18 protein-coding genes and 2 tRNA genes are annotated in these 22,578 nt (G+C 58.6%); 14 read left to right on the top strand and 6 right to left on the bottom strand.

Annotated elements, in window-relative coordinates; translation table 11 throughout:
• Positions 1-49 precede the first annotated feature (49 nt).
• Positions 50-523: an Lrp/AsnC family transcriptional regulator gene (locus tag KW403_RS01085; protein WP_223020952.1), complete on the top strand. Its 474-nt coding sequence runs from the start codon at positions 50-52 to the stop codon at positions 521-523.
• A gap of 11 nt (positions 524-534) precedes the next feature.
• On the opposite strand, the gene KW403_RS01080 is transcribed toward KW403_RS01085, so the two are convergent.
• A complete protein-coding gene (locus tag KW403_RS01080) occupies positions 535-1,185 on the bottom strand; it encodes a 5-formyltetrahydrofolate cyclo-ligase (RefSeq protein WP_223020951.1) in 651 nt (216 codons plus the stop codon).
• A 213-nt stretch (positions 1,186-1,398) separates the two neighbouring features.
• Between KW403_RS01080 and KW403_RS01075 the strand changes: the two genes are divergently transcribed.
• A complete protein-coding gene (locus KW403_RS01075) occupies positions 1,399-3,372 on the top strand; it encodes a bifunctional 2',3'-cyclic-nucleotide 2'-phosphodiesterase/3'-nucleotidase (RefSeq protein WP_223022384.1) in 1,974 nt (657 codons plus the stop codon).
• A gap of 166 nt (positions 3,373-3,538) precedes the next feature.
• Positions 3,539-3,844, top strand: a complete 306-nt coding sequence (locus tag KW403_RS01070; protein WP_223020950.1) for a Dabb family protein — start codon at positions 3,539-3,541, stop codon at positions 3,842-3,844.
• Here the strand turns inward: KW403_RS01070 and KW403_RS01065 are convergent, their stop codons facing one another.
• The 4 genes from KW403_RS01065 to KW403_RS01050 form a co-directional block, all read right to left on the bottom strand.
• Positions 3,845-5,293: a cryptochrome/photolyase family protein gene (locus KW403_RS01065; RefSeq protein WP_223020949.1), complete on the bottom strand. Its 1,449-nt coding sequence runs from the start codon at positions 5,291-5,293 to the stop codon at positions 3,845-3,847. It abuts the gene before it with no gap.
• Positions 5,294-5,316: 23 nt separating this feature from the next.
• Positions 5,317-5,445 (bottom strand): hypothetical protein, encoded by a 129-nt coding sequence (locus tag KW403_RS19425; protein WP_281425622.1) that lies wholly within the window; start codon positions 5,443-5,445, stop codon positions 5,317-5,319.
• 255 nt (positions 5,446-5,700) lie between these two features.
• Complete coding sequence (locus KW403_RS01055) at positions 5,701-7,245, bottom strand: CYTH and CHAD domain-containing protein (RefSeq protein ID WP_223020947.1); 1,545 nt, start codon at positions 7,243-7,245, stop codon at positions 5,701-5,703.
• 229 nt (positions 7,246-7,474) lie between these two features.
• Positions 7,475-7,549 (bottom strand) — tRNA-Asn (locus KW403_RS01050).
• A 189-nt stretch (positions 7,550-7,738) separates the two neighbouring features.
• On the opposite strand from KW403_RS01050, the gene KW403_RS01045 reads away from it, so the two are divergent.
• Both KW403_RS01045 and KW403_RS01040 read left to right on the top strand, forming a co-directional pair.
• Complete coding sequence (locus KW403_RS01045) at positions 7,739-8,020, top strand: hypothetical protein (RefSeq protein WP_223020946.1); 282 nt, start codon at positions 7,739-7,741, stop codon at positions 8,018-8,020.
• Positions 8,021-8,146: 126 nt separating this feature from the next.
• Positions 8,147-8,220 (top strand) — tRNA-Cys (locus tag KW403_RS01040).
• A gap of 123 nt (positions 8,221-8,343) precedes the next feature.
• Here KW403_RS01040 and KW403_RS01035 read toward each other — a convergent pair.
• Positions 8,344-9,285 carry a hypothetical protein gene (locus KW403_RS01035; RefSeq protein ID WP_223020945.1) on the bottom strand — a complete coding sequence of 314 codons (942 nt, stop codon included), beginning with the start codon at positions 9,283-9,285 and terminating at the stop codon, positions 8,344-8,346.
• A gap of 265 nt (positions 9,286-9,550) precedes the next feature.
• Between KW403_RS01035 and KW403_RS01030 the strand changes: the two genes are divergently transcribed.
• The 9 genes from KW403_RS01030 (at position 9,551) to KW403_RS00990 (ending at position 22,515) form a co-directional block, all read left to right on the top strand.
• Complete coding sequence (locus KW403_RS01030) at positions 9,551-10,486, top strand: pirin family protein (RefSeq protein WP_223020944.1); 936 nt, start codon at positions 9,551-9,553, stop codon at positions 10,484-10,486.
• A gap of 225 nt (positions 10,487-10,711) precedes the next feature.
• Positions 10,712-11,386, top strand: coding sequence for a protein-L-isoaspartate O-methyltransferase family protein (locus KW403_RS01025; RefSeq protein WP_223020943.1), 675 nt, complete (start codon positions 10,712-10,714; stop codon positions 11,384-11,386).
• A 206-nt stretch (positions 11,387-11,592) separates the two neighbouring features.
• The gene (locus KW403_RS01020) at positions 11,593-12,957 is read left to right on the top strand and encodes a TolC family outer membrane protein (protein WP_223020942.1); all 1,365 of its coding nucleotides are present in this window, start codon (positions 11,593-11,595) and stop codon (positions 12,955-12,957) included.
• A gap of 257 nt (positions 12,958-13,214) precedes the next feature.
• A complete protein-coding gene (locus tag KW403_RS19420) occupies positions 13,215-14,009 on the top strand; it encodes a PopZ family protein (protein WP_281425681.1) in 795 nt (264 codons plus the stop codon).
• A 186-nt stretch (positions 14,010-14,195) separates the two neighbouring features.
• Positions 14,196-17,048, top strand: coding sequence for a valine--tRNA ligase (locus KW403_RS01010; RefSeq protein ID WP_223020941.1), 2,853 nt, complete (start codon positions 14,196-14,198; stop codon positions 17,046-17,048).
• A gap of 405 nt (positions 17,049-17,453) precedes the next feature.
• A complete protein-coding gene (locus KW403_RS01005) occupies positions 17,454-18,566 on the top strand; it encodes an OmpP1/FadL family transporter (protein ID WP_223020940.1) in 1,113 nt (370 codons plus the stop codon).
• Positions 18,567-18,826: 260 nt separating this feature from the next.
• The gene (locus KW403_RS01000; protein ID WP_223020939.1) at positions 18,827-19,759 is read left to right on the top strand and encodes a TerC family protein; all 933 of its coding nucleotides are present in this window, start codon (positions 18,827-18,829) and stop codon (positions 19,757-19,759) included.
• Positions 19,760-20,000: 241 nt separating this feature from the next.
• Positions 20,001-21,725 carry a dihydroxy-acid dehydratase gene (gene ilvD, locus KW403_RS00995; protein ID WP_223020938.1) on the top strand — a complete coding sequence of 575 codons (1,725 nt, stop codon included), beginning with the start codon at positions 20,001-20,003 and terminating at the stop codon, positions 21,723-21,725.
• On the top strand, positions 21,712-22,515 hold the full coding sequence (locus KW403_RS00990; RefSeq protein WP_223020937.1) for a tetratricopeptide repeat protein: 804 nt from the start codon (positions 21,712-21,714) through the stop codon (positions 22,513-22,515). Before ilvD ends, KW403_RS00990 begins: the two co-directional genes overlap by 14 nt.
• Positions 22,516-22,578: the final 63 nt, after the last annotated feature.

Raw genomic sequence — 22,578 nt, 5'->3', positions numbered from 1 at the left:
TCGCTATTTTTTGCGTAAAATAAGAGCCGAACGGGAGGATCTTCGAATAATGGCCCTTGATAGGATTGATATCGCCATTCTGGAAGTTCTACAGAAGGATGGGCGAATTTCCAATTCCGCGCTGGCGGAGAAAGTGGGACTGTCCCAGTCGGCCTGCTCACGCCGCCTCGATAATCTCGAAAAAAGCGGCGTTATCAAGGGATATCATGCCCGGCTTTCAAATGCAGCCCTCGGGCACGGTGTTACAGTCATTGTTCATATCTCGCTTTCGGGGCAGTTTGAACGCACGCTCAGCGAGTTTGAAGCGGCAGTGCAGCGCTGTCCGAATGTGGTGTCCTGCCATCTCATGTCTGGCGAATATGACTACATACTGCGCATCGCGGCGCGTGACCTTCAGGATTACGAGCGGGTTCACAAGGAGTGGCTGACAGGCATGCCCCATGTGATCAAGATCAATTCCGCTTTTGCGCTGCGCGAGGTGGTGGACCGGACCGGTATGGGATTGAAGCCGCAGATGGCGTGACGGTGGGGCAATCAGCCGGCAACAACAATGTGGTTCATGGGAATGTCGTGGGGCTGCGGGTAGATCGTCGGCACTTCCGCGAAGGTGTAGCCGATGCCGATGAGCAGCGGCCGTTTCGGGAGGACGGCGATGGTCCGGTCATAAAATCCACCGCCATAGCCCAGCCGGTAGTTGGCCGCATCGAAACCCACCAGCGGAGAGACGATGATATCGGGCATGATTTCCTTGTCGACTGCAGGAACGGGAATGTTCCAGACCCCGCGTTCAAGTCTGTCTCCCGGGCGATAGGGGCGGAAGGTGAGGGGCGCGGCTTTCTGAACGACGACCGGAAGGGCTGGCACAGCACCGCGATCATGCAGAGACGCGAGCCAGGGGCGCAGGTCCGGTTCACCGCGAAACGGCCAGTAGAGGCCAACCACGCGGCCTGAAGGATCGCCGATGAGCCTTTCAAGCTTCTGCGCGATCTCTTCGGCAAGGCGTGTACGTTCGGCGGCCGGGATTGCCAGGCGCTCGGCGATCAGGTGCTCGCGCGTGGCCTTGCGCCAGCGGCGAACTTCCGGCCAAGCATCTTCCTGTGACGTATCGGCCCCACCGGCAAGTTCGTGCATGAAACACGGTGGCGAGGCATAGGTCTTTCTGCGGTTGTCTGCTTCATCGCTCATTGCATCTCTCCCCCGTGACCGCGCGGCACCGCTGCAAAGAGGCTGCGGGAAACGCTGCCAGAATGCTGTTCAGAACACGACAGGAGGCCTTCATCGAGCGGTCCTGACCCGTGTCACGCCGGTGTCATGAGATTTTGCTGGAAGTCTCAACGCGACGGCGCAATCATGCTCCTTCGCCGGTTCTTTTTCAAAGGCCAAGGAGAGACGATCATGATGTCCGCAAACGCTTCCATGTCCCGCCGTTCGTTCTTAGCTGGGTCGGTTGCTGCAGGTTCTCTGGTGCTGATGCACCCATTTTCAGCCAGAGCTTCGGCCAACCAGGCGCATCTGCGCATCATGGAGACCACCGATCTGCATGTGCATGTCTTTCCCTACGATTACTACGCTGACAAGCCCAATGACACGATGGGGCTCGCCCGCACCGCATCGATCATCGATGCGATCCGCGCCGAGGCGACAAACTCGATCCTCGTCGACAATGGCGATTTCCTGCAGGGCAACCCGATGGGGGATTATATCGCCTATGAGCGGGGCATGCGCGAGGGGGACATTCACCCGGTGATCAAAGGCATGAACACGCTGGGCTATGATTGCTCGACGTTGGGCAATCATGAATTCAATTATGGGCTCGATTTCATGTTCAAGGTGCTTGCGGGCGCCAATTTTCCCTTTGTCTGTGCCAACCTGACCAAAGGGCAGCTTGCCGCAAACGGACGCGACGATGAGCTGTTCCTGAAACCCTATGTGATCCTGGACAGGATGGTGAAGGACGGCAGCGGGACGGAACATCCCATCCGTGTGGGACTGATCGGCTTTGTGCCGCCGCAGATCATGAACTGGGATTCCAAACATCTGACCGGCAAGGCGATGACGCGCGACATCGTTCGCGCGGCGGAGGCCTGGGTGCCGCAGATGCGCGAGGAGGGCGCCGACATCGTGGTGGGGCTGTCTCATTCCGGTATCGGCCCGGCACAATATGAGGAAAACCTCGAAAATGCGTCTTTGTTGCTTGCGGGCGTTGAGGGCATCGACGCTATCGTAACCGGTCACAGCCATCTCGACTTTCCCGGTCCGAAGTTCGAGGGCGTCGAAGGCGCGGACAATACGAAGGGCACGATTGCGGGCAAACCGGCCGTAATGGGCGGTTTCTGGGGCTCGCATCTGGGTCTTATCGACCTGCTTCTTGAACGAGACGGGCAGAGCTGGGTGGTGGTGAATGCGGCATCCGAGGCGCGTCCGATTTTCAAGCGTGTGGAACGTCAGACCGAGCCGCTTGTCGAGAGCAAGGCCGAGGTCGAGGAGGCGGTGCGCGAAGACCATGAGGCGACCCTGAAATATGTGCGCACGGCTGTGGGCAAGACGTCTGCGCCGCTGCATTCCTATTTCGCGCTGGTGGCCGACGATCCCTCCGTGCAGATCGTGAGCCAGGCGCAAACCTGGTATATCACCGACATGCTGAAGGACGGCGAGTACAAGGATCTGCCGGTCCTTTCGGCGGCAGCGCCCTTCAAGGCGGGCGGTCGCGGCGGCCCCGACTATTATACGGACGCGCCGGCCGGCGATGTGGCCATCAAGAATGTGGCCGATCTCTATCTGTATCCAAACACGGTTCAGGCCGTTCTCGTGACGGGCGCGGATGTGAAGGAATGGCTGGAGATGTCCGCCGGAATTTTTAACCAGGTGGAACCGGGCAAGGCGGACCAGCCGCTGCTCGACCCGTCCTTCCCCTCCTATAACTTTGATGTGATCGACGGTGTGACGTATCGGATCGACCTGTCGCAGCCGCCCAAATATTCATCCAAGGGCGAGCTTCTCAACGCGGAGGCAAGCCGTATCGTCGACTTGCAATTCAATGGCCTGCCCATTGAGCCGGCTCAGAAATTCATCGTCGCGACGAACAATTACCGCGGTGGGGGCGGTGGAAACTTCCCCGGCATCGGCCCGGACAAGGTGATCTTTGCTGCGCCAGATACGAACCGTGACGTGATCGTGCGCTATATCGTCGAACAGGGAACGATCAATCCGACGGCCGATGCCAACTGGGCGTTCAAACCATTGCCGGACACATCGGTCCTGTTCGAAACGGGACCGAAAGGCGCGGAATTCGCTTCCAGCGTCGAGGGGGTTTCGATTGAACCGGCGGGCGAGGGGCAGGAGGGCTTCGCCCTCTATCGCATTGCGCTTTAGAGAGGAAGTTTCCAGGGGCCGGGCCATGTGCTCGGCCTTTTTGTTCTACGAAACAGGGTTTTGCTCGACGGTGTTGAGGTATTGATTCCGCTCCAGCGACGTGACGCTGCATTGACATTCGGATGGTACGGCGCGATCTGCGGGCACGATTTCAGGAGGCAAGCCCGTGATTCGACACATCGTTTTCTTCAGTGCCAAGGATGAGGCAGACGTGGAGCGGATTGCCGAGGGGCTTGGCATGCTGGCGGCCATTCCGCATTCCGACTTTTTTGAGATTGGCCTCAACCGCAAAGTCGATCAAATCGGCACCGAGGTGGATGTGATCGTTTATGCAGAATTCCGCGACGAAGCCGCACTCGCGGCGTATAAGGCGCACCCAACCTATCAGGCGTGTACTGCAAAGGTGCGGCCTCTTCGGGAGATGCGCGTGGCTGCGGATTTCATCTCCAGGAAATCCGGCAGACAGGCATAATCAGCCGGCATTCTTGAGCGATTTATAGGCGTCGAGCGCACGTTCGCGGGCAGTTTTGTGATCGACCATCGGGCGTGGATAGGTCTGACCGAGTTCCACATCGGCCTTCTCAAGAGCGTTTTCGGAAGCTTTCCACGGCTGATGCAAGTGCTTGTCCGGGAGGGCGGCCAGTTCGGGCACGTATCGGCGCACGTAATTTCCCTTCGGATCGAATTTTTCGCCCTGAAGAACGGGATTGAAGATGCGGAAGAACGGTGCGGCATCGGCTCCGGATCCAGCCACCCATTGCCAATTGGCCGGGTTGGAGGCGGGGTCGGCATCGACCAGGGTGTCCCAGAACCACTCCTCGCCTTCACGCCAATGAATGCCTAGATGTTTTACGAGGAACGAGGCGACGACCATCCGCGCCCGATTGTGCATCCAGCCGATCTGCCAAAGCTGGCGCATAGCCGCATCGACCACCGGGTAACCGGTTTCGCCGCGCTGCCATTTTTCGAGCGCCTCGGGGTTTTCGCTCCATGGAAAGGCGTCGAAATCGCGATTGTAGTTTTCCGTGGCGAGCTGCGGATTGTGGTACAGGAGGTGCCAGCAGAACTCACGCCAGCCGATCTCCTTGCGAAACGTTTGCAGATCCTCCCCGCCGATGTCGCTTTCGCCTTCCAAAGCCTGCCAGATCTGAAAAGGGGTGATCTCTCCATGCGCCAGATGTGGTGAGAGGCCCGAGGTGCCAGTCTCGGCCATGAAGTCGCGACGGGATTTGTAATTTTCGCCGGTTCCATCCATGAAGTCTGCCAGTCGTTCACATGCGCCAGCCTCACCCGGTTTCCAGTTTTCGCCAAGACCTTTCGACCAATCAGGCTTCTTTGGAAGAAGGCCCCAGTCTTCAAGCGAATCGCCCGGCAAATGGCCCTCATAGGGGGTGATCGTTTCTGGCGGGTCGGCTGGCGGACGCAGCTGGATGGTGTCCACCATGGAGCGCCAAAAAGGCGTGAAAACCCTGTAGGGACCTCCGGAAGCGGTTTTGAGACGCCTGGGCTCGTGAAGCAGGTGCCCGGAGAAACTGTCTGTTTCGATGCCGCGCTCCTTGAAAATGGCTTTCAACCGGGTGTCGATTGCGATGCCGGCGGGATCATAACGCCGGTTCCACAAGACGGTGCCTGCATGCACTTCCTCAACCAGCGCAGTGGCTGTCTCCACGATGGGTCCCATGCGAAGCACCAGATTTAATCCGAGCCTTTCGAGCGCTTCTCTCAGTGCGGTCAGGCTGTGGTGCAGCCACCAGCGGCGTGCGCCGCCTATTGGTCGGGCGCCCTCGCTTTGTTCGTCAAGGATAAAGGCGGCGACAACCGGACGCCCTGTTGCTGCTGCGGCGCAGAGGGCGAGATTGTCGCCAACACGCAGATCGTGTCGAAACAGGAGCAGCACCGGGCGCTCATCGTCGGAGGGCATGGGGTCTCTCATGCGCAAAAGGATCAATCATCGTTTGTGGCGTTGAGTTGCTCGGGCCGCAAGCCCTCGCTGCCGCCGTCGTCCGTCTTTAGCAGACCGCGTGAATGAGACCATGTTCTGAGCGCCGTGAGAAGGGCTTGCTCACGGGTCATGCCCGCGCCCTCCATAGCGCTGAAACGGTCCAGGGCCGCAACAATGTCGCCTGGAAGCGCCTTTGATAAGGTGGCCAGAGATGTCGGAGGCCTTGCCTCAGTAGGCTGTTTCATTTGCTACCGCCCGAATTTGATGTGTTAAGTACAATCGGTGCGATCGAAAAACGTTCCGCCGATCTCCGTTGGCTCACGAATCTGTGTTCGGCATGAGGGAGAAGGAAGGCGTGCGCAACACTGTTGCCGCATCTCATGGGTCTAGGGCTGATGATGCTTCCAGAAAGGCGGGGATGCCCGCAATCGCTTCCAGTCTCCGATCGTCGCCGGCCAATCATACACACTGCGCGTCTCACAGGCCCCCAACAACCGGCCGATGGCGCGTTGAGCGGACGGGTCATTGATCGAGGCGAGCGGCGGCTTGTTGAGTGTGAGTTCGGTCACAGCCACGTCGTTCAAGCTTCCGAACATCGCCTGCAATGCTTTCAACCGGCTGGATATTCGCTTCACGCTGGCGGGCGCGTAGAGCGGGCCGAGAAACTCTATGGCATAGCGGAGCTTTTTCAGCGCCTTTCGTAGCCCATGTTTCTGATCTGTGGTGAAATTCTCGATCCCTTCTGCGCGCGCGAGGAGGTGGTTCCATCGCTTGCAGAGCTTTTCGTCGGCCAAATCTTTAAGCTTTCGGTCGGGCCTCGAGGGGGCACTAAGACCTGTCTGGATCAATTCGGAGAGATCCAGCAAAAAGACGTTCACGCGTTCCGACGACAGGGTGTGCCGAAGATCGGCTCGCACATCACGAGTGTGCCGTTCAAGGGTGTTCAGAACGAGGTTCGCGCCGGGTTCCTGGGGAACGTCTCTATAGAAAGGCCGGGCGATATCATCGAGGACAACGTCAAGATCGCGCAACCGCCCAACCTCGTGGCCCAACCAGCGCGCTTCCTTGGCGAACTGGTTGGAGATGGACCGCCCGATCATCTGGTCGAAGAGCGAGAGCGCACTGCGCAACCTTCGAAGACCAATGCGCAATTGATGCGGCCCCTCCACGTCCTCGGACTGCCGGACAGCCTCGATGTTTGCTGAAATCTGCGCCAGACATTCCTGCAATATCTCTTGCGCTGCTTCGCCGCCGCGGGTTTTCCGCGTTATCGGGACGCGCAGGGCCTTGCGGGGCGAGGCTGGGGGCTCGACATAGCCGTGTTCGGCCAGGAGCACACTGCGTGCCGCTTTCGAATAGCGGGAAAATCGCAATGCGCCATCCGGGAGAATCATGCGCGCGCTCCGGAAGAGACCAGCCGGCTGCCCGTCGATCAGTTCGATTTCGAGCTCATGGAGAGGCGCGCTGCGCCCTGCCGCTTTCACGGCGCCGCTGTCGAGCGCGACTTCGGCCCTCGTGCCGTCGTCGAGATGAAGATCGATCTGCGTGCGCCGTATGCGGGTTTCGGCAACCGTTTGGAGTTGCGTGTTCTCAACGAGCTCTTTGATATGGTCTCGGACCTTCCGGTTGTCGATTGCATCGACCGAAACCACGCCCTCAGGAATCGCGCCCTCGATTTCTGTGACCCTGGACAGACCACCTTTTATGGATCCATTGAGTTTGACCGTTTGCACCCACTGCGTGCCGGTGCACCTCAGGCGCAGCGTAATCCCGTTGTTGCGCAGGACTCCATCCGGCGTGTCAAAATAAAGGCTGTGCAGCTGCCGTGTGCCGCGTATCCTTCGTATGGCAGGGGGCAATTGCTCGATGCGCGCAAGTGTGCTGGGCACTTGCTGTTGCTCCAGCAAAAGCTTCAACTCGATTTCAGGCAAGAAGAATCCCCGCACAGCTGAGCAGACAAGTAGGCTTGGCCAAGGTTCATCCTAGACCGGAACCATGCAGGATGAAACGTTGTTGAAATGCTGACTGTTCGCGCCGACCCGGATTGGTGGAGGGATCGAAGGCCCCGGCGGGGCGATCCGTACGCGAATGCCGCCAATACACGGCGAATGCAACCGAGCCGAAAGGCCTCTGGTGTGATATCAGATGTCTTTTGAAAAGTGGCTCCCCGGGCCGGATTCGAACCAGCGACCAACCGGTTAACAGCCGGTTGCTCTACCACTGAGCTACCGGGGAATGCCTGTGCTCGTGCGAGTGAGCGAGCCTATAGCAAACCAAATTCAGCTTTGCAAAGCGCCAATTGCGATTTTCTAGCTTTTTTTCAGCAGGCCCCTCCCATTGACGTATTTCGCAACGCATATGGAAGGTCCGGCATTTGCAGGGTAGGCAATATTGATGAACCGCCAGAGGGCGATGGAACAACGCATGGCTAATGGAAACTCAGATCCGAACGCCGGGAACAACGGGCGCCCCTCGGTCTCTCTGATGGGCAAACGCATCCCCATACCGCGCTCACGGTTCGCCAGAATCGGCGGGGGCTGCCTGCTTGTGGTTCTGGGACTGTTCGGATTTCTGCCCGTACTCGGGTTCTGGATGATCCCGCTTGGATTGCTCATCCTGTCATACGACATCGCATCCGTCCGTCGCCAAAGGCGCAAGGTCACCGTATGGTGGAACAGGCGTAGAGAAGGACGGCACGGCGCATGATCCTTCATCGGAGCGTTCTTATGGGAAACGTCCCGTCTCCCCGGTTATTTTCACGGCAATCACATTTGCCCGCTTGACGGGGAAATGGACGCAACTTATTGAACAGCCCGTTGCCGCTTGCGGCATGGCCTCGTGGCGGAGTGGTTACGCAGAGGACTGCAAATCCTTGCACCCCGGTTCGATTCCGGGCGAGGCCTCCAATTTTTCTTCATCCCCGGTAAATATGAAACGTTGGGCGGCGGTCATTTTCTCTCGCGCCAGCCCCGCGGATCTGCGCTATGCGCGGCGCATTGAGCGAATCATGCCATTGGCTCTCTCCCGCCCTATTTGTGCCTCCAGCATCTGATATCCACATCCGAAAGCCTGCAGCCCTCATATTGCTTCTCGATCACCCAGCGACCACGGCTTACGGTGAAGGACGACCAGTAGTAGCCTTTGAAGAGAAACCCGAGGTTTAGCAGCTGGGCCATCGGGCGCATGTCCTTCGACGCTTCTATCCGGGCATCAAGCTTGTACCGGCAATAGAATGGTCCGTTTTTGGTGGACAGGCATTTGTCCAGATCGAGCGCGTGAATCTTGAGCTTCGCATCTTTTAGAATCAGGGCGTTGGCAAGTTGCAGGCGAAACTGAAGATTCTTGTATTCGGCCGCTTCGATCTGTCGCGCGCTCGGACCGCGCAAGAGATCGATCTTGCCTGCATCCGCGTAGCGTTCTTCCTGCGGGTCGGGAGGGGCTTTCGCAGGCTCCCAGGGGATGACCGCGTAATCCTCGTGGAGCGTGCCCGGCTCCACAGATACATACAGTTTGGCAAGACTGCCTGAGGTTCGTTTCCCTGCAATGTAGAACGGAAACTTGGCGGGAACCATGTCGCTCGGGCAGTGCTTGCCGCCCGGTCGGGCCCGGGGGCGGAAAAAGCCATCCTTGGGATGGATGCAAAATGAATAGGGGCCTCGAGAAAGCGGGTATTGCCCTCCGACCCGGAAATCAGGATTGAAAGGAACGGCACCAAGCCGTCCCCTTTTGTCTATATAGGCCACGAGGACCGACATCCTGTCCATTTTCGGCGCTTCGCGCTTCCAGCATTTGCGCGATGTCAGTTGCGTCCATCCGCCGACGGCCCGGTAAGGTGAATTCAAGGGGGATTCCGCGTGAGCAACGAAAACCGTCTGTTGGCCTGAATTGCAGACCTCAAGATTCAGGGCGACAGCAGGAGCGATCAGCATCAGCTGAAACAGGAATGCGATGGAAAGGTATGCTTTCATCATGTCTTGCCAGCCAGTTTCCAGGAACGAAAACGGTGCCGGATATTGTTCCGAACGCAATTCATGAATTCGACTTACCGGGATACTCCTGCGGGTCACGCGGACGGCATTCGTGTCCACGCCGGCGGCACTTCAGGGCGCGGGCTCGGACCCGTGAAAGATTGAGGTCAAAGGAAGGTAACGCACTGTCAATAGGACCGACATTCCAGGGCGCCGAGCTAAGTGGTAGTCTTTCTCAAACAGAATGCTTGCTGCGAAGGGTGCTGCCATGAGCTGGAATCCTGCTCTCACGCCGGGATGTCCTGATGATATCGAGGCCGATTCCATCGAAACGCTGATCGTACCACGGGCGCGCGACATTGGCGGGTTCGAGGTGCGACGAGCGCTGCCTGCGCCGCGGCGACAGATGGTCGGGCCGTTCATTTTCTTCGATCAGGCGGGACCTGCGGAATTTCTGACCGGCCAGGGGATCGATGTCCGGCCGCACCCGCATATCGGACTGGCCACCGTGACCTATCTGTTTCGCGGCGATTTTCACCATCGCGACAGCATTGGCTCAGATCAGGTCATTCACCCCGGCGCGCTGAACTGGATGGTTGCCGGGCGGGGCGTTTCTCACTCGGAGCGTACGAGTGCTGCATCAAGGCAGGGGCCACACAGTCTTTTTGGCATTCAGACCTGGGTGGCACTGCCAGAGGCCATGGAAGACGCGTCCCCCGTTTTTGAACACCACGGAAAAGAGACACTTCCTCAAATCGGCGATGATGGCGTGCGCTTGCGGCTCATTCTGGGACGCGCCTACGGCGAAACAGCACCGGCGTCTGTCTATAGTGATATGTTCTATGCTGATGTGAAACTGGATGCCGGTGCGCGCTTTCCACTGCCGGACGGCCATGAGGATCGGGGCATTTACGTCACCGAAGGCGAAATATCTGTCGCAGGACAGGTCTTCGAAGCCGGGCGCATGATGGTTTTCCGCCCTGGCGATCCTATTACAGTACAAGCGGGAGCAAACGGCGCTCGCATGATGGTGCTGGGCGGCGCCACAATGAGCGGACCACGGTACATATGGTGGAATTTCGTGGCATCCTCGCAGGAACGCATAGAAGCGGCCAAGGAGGACTGGCGCAAGGCTAACTGGGGCAGGGGCCTTTTTGACCTGCCGCAGGGAGACGACCAGGAATTCGTTCCACTGCCCGGCTGAGTGAGTGCTCGCCCATCGCGTCGTCCTGTTGGCCGCCGGTGGGGCCTGTTGTTTCCGCGGATGCCAATTGGAATTTCCGTGTGTGTCAGTGGTCCACGACTGGCTGGCCTCGAGCGATTGACAGGGGCGGCGGCAGCCGTTAGCAAACCGTTCAAATCGTTGTTTTCGCCGAAGTGGGAAACCTCTTCACTCGATCGTGCGAAAACGGGCTTCGGGATCAGACGTATGACAATCGATTTCTCCCAGCAGCGCGCCAATATGGTGGAAGGGCAGTTGCGGACGTCCGATGTGACAAGCAGCGCGCTTCTCGAGGCGATGGGTGAGATTCCGCGCGAAGCCTTTGTGCCAGGACGCAAGAAGGCGCTCGCCTATATCGACGAGGACATCGAAATCGCCTCGGCTGCCGAAGGAAACGGCGCACGCTATCTGATGGAACCCGCAGCCTTCGGTAAGCTGGTTCAACTTGCTGACGTTCAGTCCAGCGATGTGGTTCTCGATGTCGGTTCGGGCACAGGCTATTCCGCAGCCGTGCTGTCACGTCTCGCCAGCTTTGTCGTCGCGTTGGAACGCGACGAGGGGCTCTCGGGAATGGCGACAGAGGCGCTCAACGAACTTGGTTGTGTCAATGTCGCTGTCGTTGGCGGCGACTTGCAGGGCGGATATGCAGACGATGCTCCGTACGATGTGATCTTTGTCGGCGGGGCTGTGGACCGTGTTCCCCAGAACCTTCTGGATCAATTGCGCGATGGTGGACGTCTCGTCGCGGTCATCGGGCAAGGCAATGCAGCTCAGGCACATCTTTTCGTGAAGGATGACGGCATCGTTTCAAGCCGGCCTGCCTTCAATCTGGCAGTCAGACCACTGCCCGGGTTCCAAGAAGAGCCGGTGTTCATTTTTTGAGGTGAGACTTGTTGCTTTCATGCAACGGAATTGATCAATGGTTTGATGTAACATCTTTTTAAAGAGCGCCTGATTTGGGGGTGGGGGACGTGGTGTTGTGATCGTCTCCCGGGCGTGGTCACCGGTTGGAATACCGGAACATATAAGTCGGTGTGGTGGTGTCCTGAAGGACGCGGCTGCCAATAACAGTTCGAGGTTGACAGATCGTGCCTTTTTACCGTCGTTTCCTTATCCCCCTTGTGGCCTCTTCTGCGTTGATTGCAACGCCCGTCACCGTTTCCGCCGAGACCATTCTGGGTGCTCTGGCAAAGGCTTACGAAAACAATTCAACGCTCAATGCGGAACGTGCAGGCGTTCGGATCACCGATGAAGATGTTGCCATCGCGAAGTCGGGCATGCGGCCGCGGGTTCAGGGTACGGCGTCGCTTGCATTGACCCATAATGACGGCACGGACATTCGCACCGGCGAATTCGGCGTCTCGCTTACACAGCCAATTTTCGATGGTTTCCAGACGCGCAACAATGTCGAGGCTGCCGAGGCGTCCGTCCGGGCTGCCAATGAGGCGCTGAGGAATCAGGAGCTCGACACGCTGTTCAACGCTGCCAGCGCATATATGGACGTGATCCGTGACCGCCAGATAGCGGCGTTAAGGGCGCAGAACCTGGAGTTTCTGGAAGAACAGGTCCGTTCGGCCCGCTCGCGTTTCGATGTGGGCGAGGGGACGCGCACCGATGTGGCGCAAGCCCAGGCGCGGCGGCAGGCAGCGCTGGCGCAGCTCAGTGCAGCTCGCGCGGCGGTAACATCCAGTTCAGCCGTTTATCGTCAGCTCATCGGCGATGCGCCCGAGAACTTGAAAACGGCCGGGCCTCTGACGAATTTGCTTCCCAAGAATTTGGACAGTGCGCTTGCACTCGGCCTTGCCGAGCATCCGGTCATCAAGGCGCGTCAACATCAGATCGACACCGCGTCGTTCCGTGTAAAGTCTTCCGAAGGTGCTTTCCTGCCGCAGCTTTCCGGGTCGGTGGGGTTGTCGCACAGCTATCAGGATACTTCCCCAGGCCTCTCGAGCGACGGATCGAGTGACAGTGCACGCATCGGACTCAATCTGACCGTACCGATCTATCAGGGTGGCCAGGCTTCTGCTCAGGTGCGCAAAAACAAGGAAACGCTCGGTCAGGCGCGCATTAATCTGGATGTCAGCCGGGATCAGGTTCGCGCCGCGGTGGTTTCAGCGTGGAGCCAGTATCAGGCGGCGCGCGAGTCCCTCGGGGCAAACCGTGAACTCGTGCAGGCTGCTCAATTGGCACTTAACGGTGTGATCGAAGAACGCAATGTGGGGCAGCGCACTACGCTAGACGTTTTGAATGCGCAGGCCGATGTGATTGACGCAAAGATCAACCAGGTCAGCGCAGAGCGCGACATTGTGGTGGCCAGCTACGCGATTCTTTCTGCGACCGGTCGGCTCTCCGCCAATCGTCTGGGCCTTCAGGTCAGTGCCTATCGTCCCGAAGAACACTACCAGGCCGTCAAAGACAAATGGTACGGACTGCGCACGCCGGATGGTCGCTGACAGCTGACTGATCCGGGCGGAGTTTCGGCCGGCATCCCTGAAAAAAAATGTGTGCGGACGGAATGCCGGTCTCCTTCGAGCCCGGCATTCTTGTGTGCAACCTGAAACTGCGTTGGCTCAGGGATTCTCACAGGGCTGACCGTGGGTTACGCTTCTCTATATGATTCGACCGTCTGCTCCGGCGCCCGGACGGACCTGAAATCGTCGTTCCGGGCAGGCAGGTGAGGCGGACGCAGCTGGAGGCGGCAGGTTTGACGATGTCACAGGGTTTCGGGGCGCAGAAGATGGAAGCAGCAGTCGAGGCGCTGACTTCAAACGGGAGTCAACGCGAGCCCTCCATGGAGGAGATACTCGCCTCGATCCGTCGGATCATCGAGGACAATGACACCCCCCCAGCGACATCATCGGAGAAAGCGGGCGCGGAGACTGTCGCCGCCAACGAGGATTCGGCCCAGCAAAGTGAAGCCGCCCGGAAGGAAGAGCCACAGAACCTACAGGCGCTCTCGGTTCGTGACGAAGTTTCACTTTCCCGGCCGGTTCCGCTTGAGGACGTACCTCAGAATGATGTTGCGGGTGATGTTGAAAACTTCAAATCGGAGCTGCAAGACACGGCCGACAAAGAGACCGTCACCGAAGCTGGGCCATCGGGATCGCAAGTGGCGGGTTCATCATCATCGTATGCTTCGACAATCGACAAAGGCCTGATGCAGCGGCTTGCCGAGGTTGAAGCTGTTCAAAGTACTCCGACTTCTTCCGGCATAGCCGACCGCGAGGAGAGCGGGGCGCGGCAGAATGAAGCGCGTTCGCCAGCCTCCTCGGAGCGAACTGACGAGACGAAGCAGGGTATTCTTTCAGAATATACCGGCCGCAAGGTTGCAGCGGCGTTCGGTGAATTGAATGAAGCCTTTGAAGCCAGCCGGCGGCGGAATTTCGACCAGATGGCGGAGGACATGCTGAGGCCAATGTTGCAAGACTGGCTCGACAACAATCTGCCGACCATTGTCGAGCGCCTCGTGCGCGAAGAGATCGAGCGGATTGCGCGTGGCGGCTAGACCGCGCTGCCTGCCGGTTGACTTGACCTGACCCTTCGGCTTTACACCTTCCTGTGAAGAGACCAGATTGCTGGTCCTCCATTTTGCTGCCACTTGATGGGTCGTGAAATGGTCGACTGTTGATTCCACGCAGTTCCGGCGGGGCGCTTTCCATGTTTCCGGGATTGCTATAGCGCGGAAACCCTTATGCTTGAAAAGACTTACGACGCGGCAAGCGTCGAGCCGAAAATCGCCGCTCGCTGGGAAGAGGCGGATGCCTTCAAGGCCGGAGCCGGCGCGGAAGCGGGTGCGGACTCCTTCACCATCGTCATTCCGCCGCCGAATGTAACCGGCTCACTGCATATGGGGCATGCACTCAACAACACCTTGCAGGATATCATGGTGCGTTTCGAACGCATGCGCGGCAAGGACGTTCTGTGGCAGCCCGGTATGGACCATGCAGGCATTGCCACGCAGATGGTTGTCGAGCGTCAGCTCATGGAGAGGCAGCAGCATCGCCGCGACATGGGCCGCGAAAAATTTGTCGACAAGGTCTGGGAATGGAAGGCCGAATCCGGCGGCGCTATCATGAACCAGCTCAAGCGGTTGGGGGCGTCCTGCGACTGGTCTCGTGAACGCTTCACCATGGACGAGGGGCTTTCGAAGGCCGTTGTCGACGTTTTCGTTTCGCTCTACAAGCAGGAACTGATCTACAAGGACAAGCGTCTCGTCAACTGGGACCCCAAGCTTCTGACCGCAATCTCGGATCTCGAGGTTGAGCAGATCGAGACCAACGGCCATCTGTGGCATTTCCGCTATCCGCTGGCTGACGGGCTGACCTATGAGCATCCCTACAAGCTGGATGATGACGGCAACCGGGTCTCCTGGCGGCCGTCGGACGGCCAGCCGGATGGCTATGAAACACGTGACTACGTGGTGGTCGCCACGACCCGCCCCGAAACCATGCTGGGCGATTCCGGTGTCGCAGTGCATCCTGACGATCCCCGCTACAAGGAATTGGTGGGAAAGAACGTGCTCTTGCCGTTGGTTGGCCGGCGCATCCCGATCGTGGCCGACGATTATCCGGATCCGGAAGCAGGTACGGGCGCGGTGAAAATGACGCCTGCGCACGACTTCAACGATTTCGAAGTCGGCAAGCGGCGTGATCTGGCTCAGATCAACATCATGGCAACCGATGCCACGATCACGCTCAAGGGCAATGAGGCCTTTCTCGAAGGGCTGGAAGGTGCGGATGCACCGCTAGCACGGACGATCGCCGAGCTCGACGGTGTCGATCGCTTCGACGCGCGTGAGAAAATTGTCGCCATGATGGACGAAGCAGGGCTTCTGGAAAAGGTGGAGCCCCACAAGCACATGGTGCCCCACGGCGACCGCGGGGGTGTGCCGATCGAACCATTCCTGACCGACCAGTGGTATGTGGACGCGAAGACCTTGGCGAAAACGGCCATCGCGTCTGTGCGGGAAGGCCGCACGAAATTCGTTCCCAAGACCTGGGAAAAAACCTATTTCGAATGGATGGAGAACATCCAGCCATGGTGTGTTTCCCGCCAGCTTTGGTGGGGCCATCAGATTCCGGCATGGTATGGCCCGGATGGGCAGGTCTTCGTCGAAAAGGACGAGGAAACCGCGCTTGAGGCTGCGATCCAGCACTATATCTCGCACGAAGGGCCGTGGAAGGCGTGGGTTGAAGAGAAGCTTGAGAATTTCAAGCCGGGCGAGATCCTGACCCGCGACGAGGATGTGCTCGATACATGGTTTTCCTCAGCCCTGTGGCCTTTTTCCACGTTGGGTTGGCCCGACAAGACGCCTGAGCTCGCCCGGTACTACCCGACCTCTGTTTTGGTGACTGGTTTCGACATCATCTTCTTCTGGGTTGCCCGGATGATGATGATGGGCATGCATTTCATGGAGGAGGAGCCGTTCCACACCGTCTATGTCCACGCGTTGGTGCGGGACAAGAACGGCGCCAAGATGTCGAAGTCGAAAGGCAATGTCATCGATCCGCTCGAGTTGATCGATGAGTACGGCGCCGACGCCCTTCGCTTCACGCTTGCGATCATGGCCGCGCAGGGCCGTGATGTGAAGCTGGATCCGGCGCGTGTGGCTGGCTATCGCAATTTCGGCACCAAGCTCTGGAATGCGACGCGTTTTGCCGAAATGAACGGCGTCAAGCGCGACGAGAACTTCCGCCCCGACGACGCGAAACTCGCGATCAATCGCTGGATTCTGACCGAGCTTACGCGAGCTGCCAAAGGGATTACCGAGAGCATCGAAACCTACCGCTTCAACGAAGCTGGGGGAACTGCCTACCGGTTTGTGTGGAGCCTCTTCTGTGACTGGTATCTGGAGCTTCTGAAACCTGTCTTCGCAGGGGATGATGAGGCAGCAAAGGCTGAGGCCCGCGCCTGTGCGGCCTACGTGCTTGAAGAAACCTACAAGCTTCTTCATCCAATGATGCCGTTCATGACCGAAGAACTCTGGGCGCATACGGGAGGGGATGCTGGCCGAGAAAGCGTTTTGGCTCTAACCCGCTGGCCGACGCCAGTCTTTGAGGACGAGGATGCGGCCGCCGACATCAACTGGCTCGTTGATCTGGTGTCCGGCATTCGCTCGGTGCGCGCGGAAATGAACGTGCCGCCTTCTGCTACGGCACCGCTGGTGGCCGTCGGTGCCGATGAAACGACACGGGCGCGTATTGCCCGGCATGACCCGGCCATTCGGCGTCTTGCTCGCGTGGGGGAACTTGGCTTCGGCACCGAAGCGCCGAAAGGATCGGCACAGATCGTGCTCGGCGACACCACGTTCTGCCTGCCGCTCGGTGACCTGATCGACCTGTCGGCGGAAGCTGCCCGGCTCGAAAAGGAGATCGCCAAGACCAACGCCGAAATGCAGCGGCTGGAAAAGAAGCTGGGAAATGAGAAATTCGTCGCGAACGCGCCACAGGAAATCGTTGCCGCCGAGCGCGAGAAGCTCGCTGAGTTCGCTGATGCGAAGGCGCGACTCGAAGTGGCGCTTGCCCGTGTGAACGAAGCAGGCTGACGGGAACGGTTCCAGCGTTCGAGAGAGGTTCACAAGCCGCGTTCACCAAGCGAGGTGAGCGCGGCTTTTTCTATGGGCCAATGATTCGTGATCGGGTAGGGAAGACGCGTATCGCCGACTTTGCGCGCGACCGATTTATGACGATCTCGCGAAATCCCGGCGAGGTGTTGCTATTGTGCAACTTGTACCGAGTTTGCAGATGCGCTGGAGCGAAAATGTGTCTTTTCAGGGGAATTTTAAGGTCTTCGCTGCTTTGCTGAGCATCAAAGAACAGCTTGTCACGACAATATCCGATAGGAGTATTACGTTAACGTAAGCGTGAGGTGTGACAAGCTGTACAGTAACAATTGAGGTTCGGGGCGGCGCTGCTATTCTGGAACCCGCAATTGGAGGAGAGGGGATCTCATGCGTATGGTTCGCATTCTATCGGCTACGACCGTTCTGGCTGCGGCTATTGGTTCAGCCCAGGCTGGTGGTTTTTCGCGAGGTACGGCTGACACCGACATCCTTTACGAGGATGGCAATTTTAACATGCGTGCAGGAGCGATCATTGTCGTGCCGACGCAGAAATTCTCCAAATCGACCAACCCTGCGCTCGTGGGGACGGACTATCTCGATACCTATGTCATTCCCTCCGGTGCTGTAAAATTCAAGGTGACGGAGAACCTGTCTTGCGCCGGCACCTATACGGACGTGTATGGCGCGGCTTCTACATATGAATCGCCCTTTGGACCGGCGCCGAGTTTAAAATTGTCAGAGAAGTTTACCGTTACCGAGTTCGGCGCGACCTGTGCCGTGTTCATGAACATGGGGAAGGGGCGACTTGCCGTTTTGGGCGGCGCGTTTCTTGAAAAGTTCAATTATGACTTCGTGGGTGGCGCGGGCGCGCTTCACGTTGACCTCACGAGCAGTGCCGTTGGTTGGCGGGCCGGTTTGGCTTACGAGATACCGGATATCGCGTTCCGTACCGAACTCATGTATCGATCCGGTACTTCGCATGATGCGACCGGCAGCGGTAGTCTGATGGTGGCTCCCGGGGTCTTCGTTCCAGTCCCTGCGGCCGGCGACGGCGAACTTCCGCAGAGCGTGGAGCTGAAGGTTCAATCCGGCATCGCACCCGGTTGGCTCGCCTTTGGTTCCGTTCGTTGGACTGACTGGTCGGTGAACGAAACACTGAACCTCAATGTAACCGGTGTGGGGACGAGCCAGAACCAGTATTACTGGCGCGATGGCTGGACTGTCACCGGTGGCGTGGGCCATGCCTTTACAGACAATGTGTCGGGTCTGGTCAGTCTTCAGTGGGACCGTGGCGTCTCAACCGGCTATGACTTCCGCACCGACAAATGGCTTTTGGCCGCCGGTGTCAGCGTGAAGGATTCGCTTGGTGGGGAGCTCCGCCTGGGCGGTGCTTTATCTTATCTCGCAAGTGCCGAGGCAACGAAGGGAAACGAGATCGGCAATGCCGTGGATTCCGGTTGGGCTGGCATTTTATCGGCCAATTACAAGGTCAAATGGTAAGCCCCGTTCACGGATAACAAGAGTTCGATCGCATTTACCCCAAACCCGGCTTCGGCCGGGTTTTTTTGTTCCGGTCCTTAGGAGGGGGGCATTCCGGGTGACCATGGGGCGGTGGTGGAGGGACAAGACTTGTATTGTCTCGTGTTTTGCCGCACATAAGAGCAGTCACCCGATCCGGGCCCCTCTGGCAGGCAAGGCGTTGCCTGTGATGTCGGATCGAACGACAACGCGCAAACGCGGCGCAAACCTCGTATCTCTCCATGACAACGCATGACTGGCTTTGGCCCGGGTTTCTGGCCTTCGTGGCCGTAGTTCTCTTTTTCGATCTTTTTGTTCTACACAGGCGCGATCATGTCATAACGACGCGCGAAGCGATGAAGACAGTCGCCGGATATGTGGCGCTGGCCATGATCTTCGCGATGGGCGTGTTCTACTTCGGCGGCAAGGATCGGGGCGCGGAGTTCCTGACCGGATATCTGATCGAACAGGCGCTTTCTCTCGACAACATCTTCGTCATCGCGCTCATATTCACCTATTTCAAGGTGCCTTCCGAAGCGCAGTATCGCGTGCTCTTCTACGGCATTCTCGGCGCGATCGTGATGCGTCTTTCGCTGATCGTTCCGGGCGTAAAGCTGGTCGATCAGTTTATGATCATCGGTATGGCGCTGGGGGCGCTTCTCGTCTTTTCCGGCTTCAAGATGATGACTTCGGACGAAGAGATGATCGACCCGGGGGAAAGCCGGATCGTGAAACTTCTGATGAAAACCGGGCGTGTCACGCAAGAATATGAAGGCTCGCGCTTTCTGACAAAGCGCAACGGCGTTCTTTTCATGACACCGCTCTTTGTCGTGCTGGTGACGGTCGAATTCACGGATCTGATCTTCGCGGTCGATTCCATTCCGGCCGTTCTGGCGATATCCAACGATCCTTTCATCGTCTTTTCGTCCAACGTCTTTGCGGTGATGGGATTGCGCGCGATGTTCTTTGTCCTCTCGGGCATGATGCGGACCTTCAAGCATCTCAAAACCGGGCTGTCTCTGGTTTTGATGTTCATCGGTCTAAAAATGCTGGTCGCGCATTGGATCAAGATTCCCTCACCATTGGCTCTCTCGGTCACGGTGCTGCTGATAGGGGGCTCAATCGTCGCCTCGATCATTGCGCGGAAGCGGGAAGAACAGGGAATACAGCCCTAAGATCGCGAGGTCGGGCAGGGCGCTTTTTGCGCCCTGTTCCCGCTCCTGACAGCCCCTGACTGTTGTGCACAGGACAATGTGTTCATTTGGCAACAGTTTCTCAATAAGCATTCGGTTAAGAATGGGGCGGGACGAAACGCCAATTTCCCGCCATAAACCCGGCGCATCGAAAATGCTCGATGGCGCACGGGACACAACCGACTGTTCAGGAGAAGTGCCGCGCGCTGCGGCTGGGGTAATTATGGACGCAAAAGCAATTTCGAAAGACAAACTTCCAAGCCGATACGTCACTGTTGGGCCGGCAAGGGCTCCGCATCGCTCGTATCTCTACGCCATGGGGCTTTCGGAAGAAGAGATCGCACAGCCGCTCGTGGGTGTCGCAACCTGCTGGAATGAGGCTGCACCCTGCAACATTTCGCTGATGCGTCAGGCGCAGGTGGTCAAGAAGGGCGTGGCTGCTGCTCATGGCACGCCGCGCGAATTCACCACCATCACGGTGACGGACGGCATCGCCATGGGACACCAGGGCATGAAGTCGTCGCTCGTGTCGCGCGAGGTCATTGCCGACTCTGTCGAGCTCACCATGCGCGGCCACTGCTATGATGCGCTGGTCGGCCTGGCGGGCTGCGACAAGTCGCTTCCGGGCATGATGATGGCGATGGTGCGCCTCAACGTGCCATCTGTCTTTATCTACGGCGGTTCCATCCTGCCGGGCAATTATCGCGGCCGACAGATCACTGTTCAGGACGTATTCGAGGCCGTCGGCCAGCATTCGGTGGGCTCGATCTCCGATGAGGATCTGACCGAGATCGAACAGGCAGCATGCCCTTCGGCCGGTTCCTGCGGTGCGCAGTTCACGGCCAACACGATGGCGACAGTTGCCGAGGCGATTGGCCTGGCATTGCCCTATTCGTGTGGCGCGCCTGCTCCTTACGAGATGCGTGACAGGTTCAATTATGCATCGGGTGAAAAGGTGATGGAGCTCATCGCCAAGCAGATCCGCCCGCGTGACATTGTGACCCGCAAGGCTCTGGAAAACGCTGCAGCTGTCGTTGCGGCTTCGGGCGGCTCGACCAATGCGGCGCTGCACCTGCCTGCGATTGCGCACGAAGCGGGGATCGAATTCACACTGTTCGACGTGGCGGAAATCTTCAAGAAGACGCCGTACATCGCTGATCTGAAGCCAGGCGGCAAATATGTCGCCAAGGACATGTTTGAAGCCGGCGGTATCCCGCTCCTCATGAAGTCGCTTCTGGAGCACGGTTACCTGCATGGCGATTGCATGACGGTGACTGGCCGCACAATTGCCGAAAACATGGAGCATGTTCCGTGGAACGCCGAGCAGGATGTGGTTCGTCCGGCGAACAATCCGATCACGAAGACCGGCGGCGTGGTTGGCCTGAAGGGCAATCTCGCGCCTGAAGGGGCGATCGTGAAGGTGGCGGGCATGAAGAACCTGACGTTCTCGGGCCCAGCACGGTGCTTCGATTCCGAGGAAGAGTGCTTTGCTGCCGTTCAGGAGCGTAAGTACAAGGAAGGCGAGGTGCTGGTCATTCGCTACGAAGGCCCGAAGGGCGGACCTGGGATGCGCGAGATGCTCGCGACCACGGCAGCCCTCTACGGTCAGGGAATGGGCGACAAGGTTGCGCTCATCACCGATGGCCGGTTTTCGGGAGCGACCCGCGGTTTCTGCATCGGCCATGTGGGGCCGGAAGCGGCAGCATGTGGGCCGATCGGCCTTTTGAAGGATGGCGATGTAATCACTATCGATGCCGAGGTCGGCACGATCGAGGTGGCGCTCAGCGATGAAGAACTCGCAGAGCGCGCGAAGGAATGGAAGCCGCGCGAGACGGATTATCAGTCCGGCGCGATCTGGAAATATGCCCAGACGGTTGGACCGGCCCGCGATGGCGCCGTCACCCATCCCGGGGCAAAGAAAGAAACGCACTGTTATGCGGATATTTGAAGCAGGGAAAACAGCTGTTCTTGCCGGTCTGGTAGCGTCCTTCGTGACGCTGCCGGGCACCGCCCATGCGCTGGACGAGAACGCTGTGATTCAGGAGCAGGAAAAGCGGAGCCCATGGGCCGTTTTCCGCTTCGCTTTCTCTGCCTACAAGCGGGGCGACAAGGAAGAGGCCCTGGAAGCGTACCGCTACGCGGCCGAGAACGGTCAGGTGGGCGCGCGCTGGAAATTGGCCCGCATGTATGCCGAAGGTGACGGCGTCGCCCGTAATGATCGTGAGGCGTTCAAGTTTTTCTCGGCGGTGGCGCAGCAGGATGTTCGACCGGGCAGCCCGGACGAGACCTATGTCTCGGACGCACTTGTTGCACTTGGAAAATATCTTAAAACCGGCATTCCCGACAGCCCGATACGTGCCAATCCTCTGGCCGCGCAGGAACACTTCATGCGGGCGGCTGCGACCTATCGGAATCCGGAAGCGCAGTACCAGGTCGGCCGGATGTTTCTGGATGGCGACGGCGTGGCCCAGAGTGTGCAGCAGGCTGCGCGCTGGTTCCAGCTCGCTGCCGAGAAGGGGCATTCGGGCGCACAGGCCATGCTCGGGCATATCCTGTTTGAAAGTGGTCGCGTGGTAAAGGGTCTGGCGATGATGACGGCAGCACTCGACCGCGCTGCGCCGCACGATGTTGGCTGGATCCGCGCCATGCAAGAGCAGGCCTTCGCTCTGGCCGGAGAATCGGATCGGCGCACGGCCATCGCGCTGGCGCATGATCTGCGCGACAATGGTTTCGATTGATCATTGAAGCGGCTGGGCTTTAGTGCCGGCCAGACAAGCCGCTATAGTGCGCCACCGTCTCTT

It is taken from the genome of Nitratireductor kimnyeongensis (assembly GCF_019891395.1).
In the GTDB taxonomy this organism is placed as follows: Bacteria; Pseudomonadota; Alphaproteobacteria; order Rhizobiales; family Rhizobiaceae; genus Nitratireductor; species Nitratireductor kimnyeongensis.
Note: the sequence above shows the minus strand (reverse complement) of the source record. Positions and strands in the feature narration are given on the sequence as shown.

Excerpts from the sequence above, each read along its gene's own strand:
- KW403_RS01085 (WP_223020952.1), top strand. The coding sequence starts at position 50 with ATGGCCCTTGATAGGATTGATATCGCCATTCTGGAAGTTCTACAGAAG.
- KW403_RS01080 (WP_223020951.1), bottom strand. The coding sequence starts at position 1,185 with ATGAGCGATGAAGCAGACAACCGCAGAAAGACCTATGCCTCGCCACCG.
- KW403_RS01075 (WP_223022384.1), top strand. The coding sequence starts at position 1,399 with ATGTCCGCAAACGCTTCCATGTCCCGCCGTTCGTTCTTAGCTGGGTCG.
- KW403_RS01065 (WP_223020949.1), bottom strand. The coding sequence starts at position 5,293 with ATGCCCTCCGACGATGAGCGCCCGGTGCTGCTCCTGTTTCGACACGAT.
- KW403_RS19425 (WP_281425622.1), bottom strand. The coding sequence starts at position 5,445 with ATGACCCGTGAGCAAGCCCTTCTCACGGCGCTCAGAACATGGTCTCAT.
- KW403_RS01045 (WP_223020946.1), top strand. The coding sequence starts at position 7,739 with ATGGCTAATGGAAACTCAGATCCGAACGCCGGGAACAACGGGCGCCCC.
- KW403_RS01035 (WP_223020945.1), bottom strand. The coding sequence starts at position 9,285 with ATGATGAAAGCATACCTTTCCATCGCATTCCTGTTTCAGCTGATGCTG.
- KW403_RS01030 (WP_223020944.1), top strand. The coding sequence starts at position 9,551 with ATGAGCTGGAATCCTGCTCTCACGCCGGGATGTCCTGATGATATCGAG.
- KW403_RS01025 (WP_223020943.1), top strand. The coding sequence starts at position 10,712 with ATGACAATCGATTTCTCCCAGCAGCGCGCCAATATGGTGGAAGGGCAG.
- KW403_RS19420 (WP_281425681.1), top strand. The coding sequence starts at position 13,215 with ATGTCACAGGGTTTCGGGGCGCAGAAGATGGAAGCAGCAGTCGAGGCG.
- KW403_RS01010 (WP_223020941.1), top strand. The coding sequence starts at position 14,196 with ATGCTTGAAAAGACTTACGACGCGGCAAGCGTCGAGCCGAAAATCGCC.
- KW403_RS01005 (WP_223020940.1), top strand. The coding sequence starts at position 17,454 with ATGCGTATGGTTCGCATTCTATCGGCTACGACCGTTCTGGCTGCGGCT.
- KW403_RS01000 (WP_223020939.1), top strand. The coding sequence starts at position 18,827 with ATGACAACGCATGACTGGCTTTGGCCCGGGTTTCTGGCCTTCGTGGCC.
- ilvD (WP_223020938.1), top strand. The coding sequence starts at position 20,001 with ATGGACGCAAAAGCAATTTCGAAAGACAAACTTCCAAGCCGATACGTC.
- KW403_RS00990 (WP_223020937.1), top strand. The coding sequence starts at position 21,712 with ATGCGGATATTTGAAGCAGGGAAAACAGCTGTTCTTGCCGGTCTGGTA.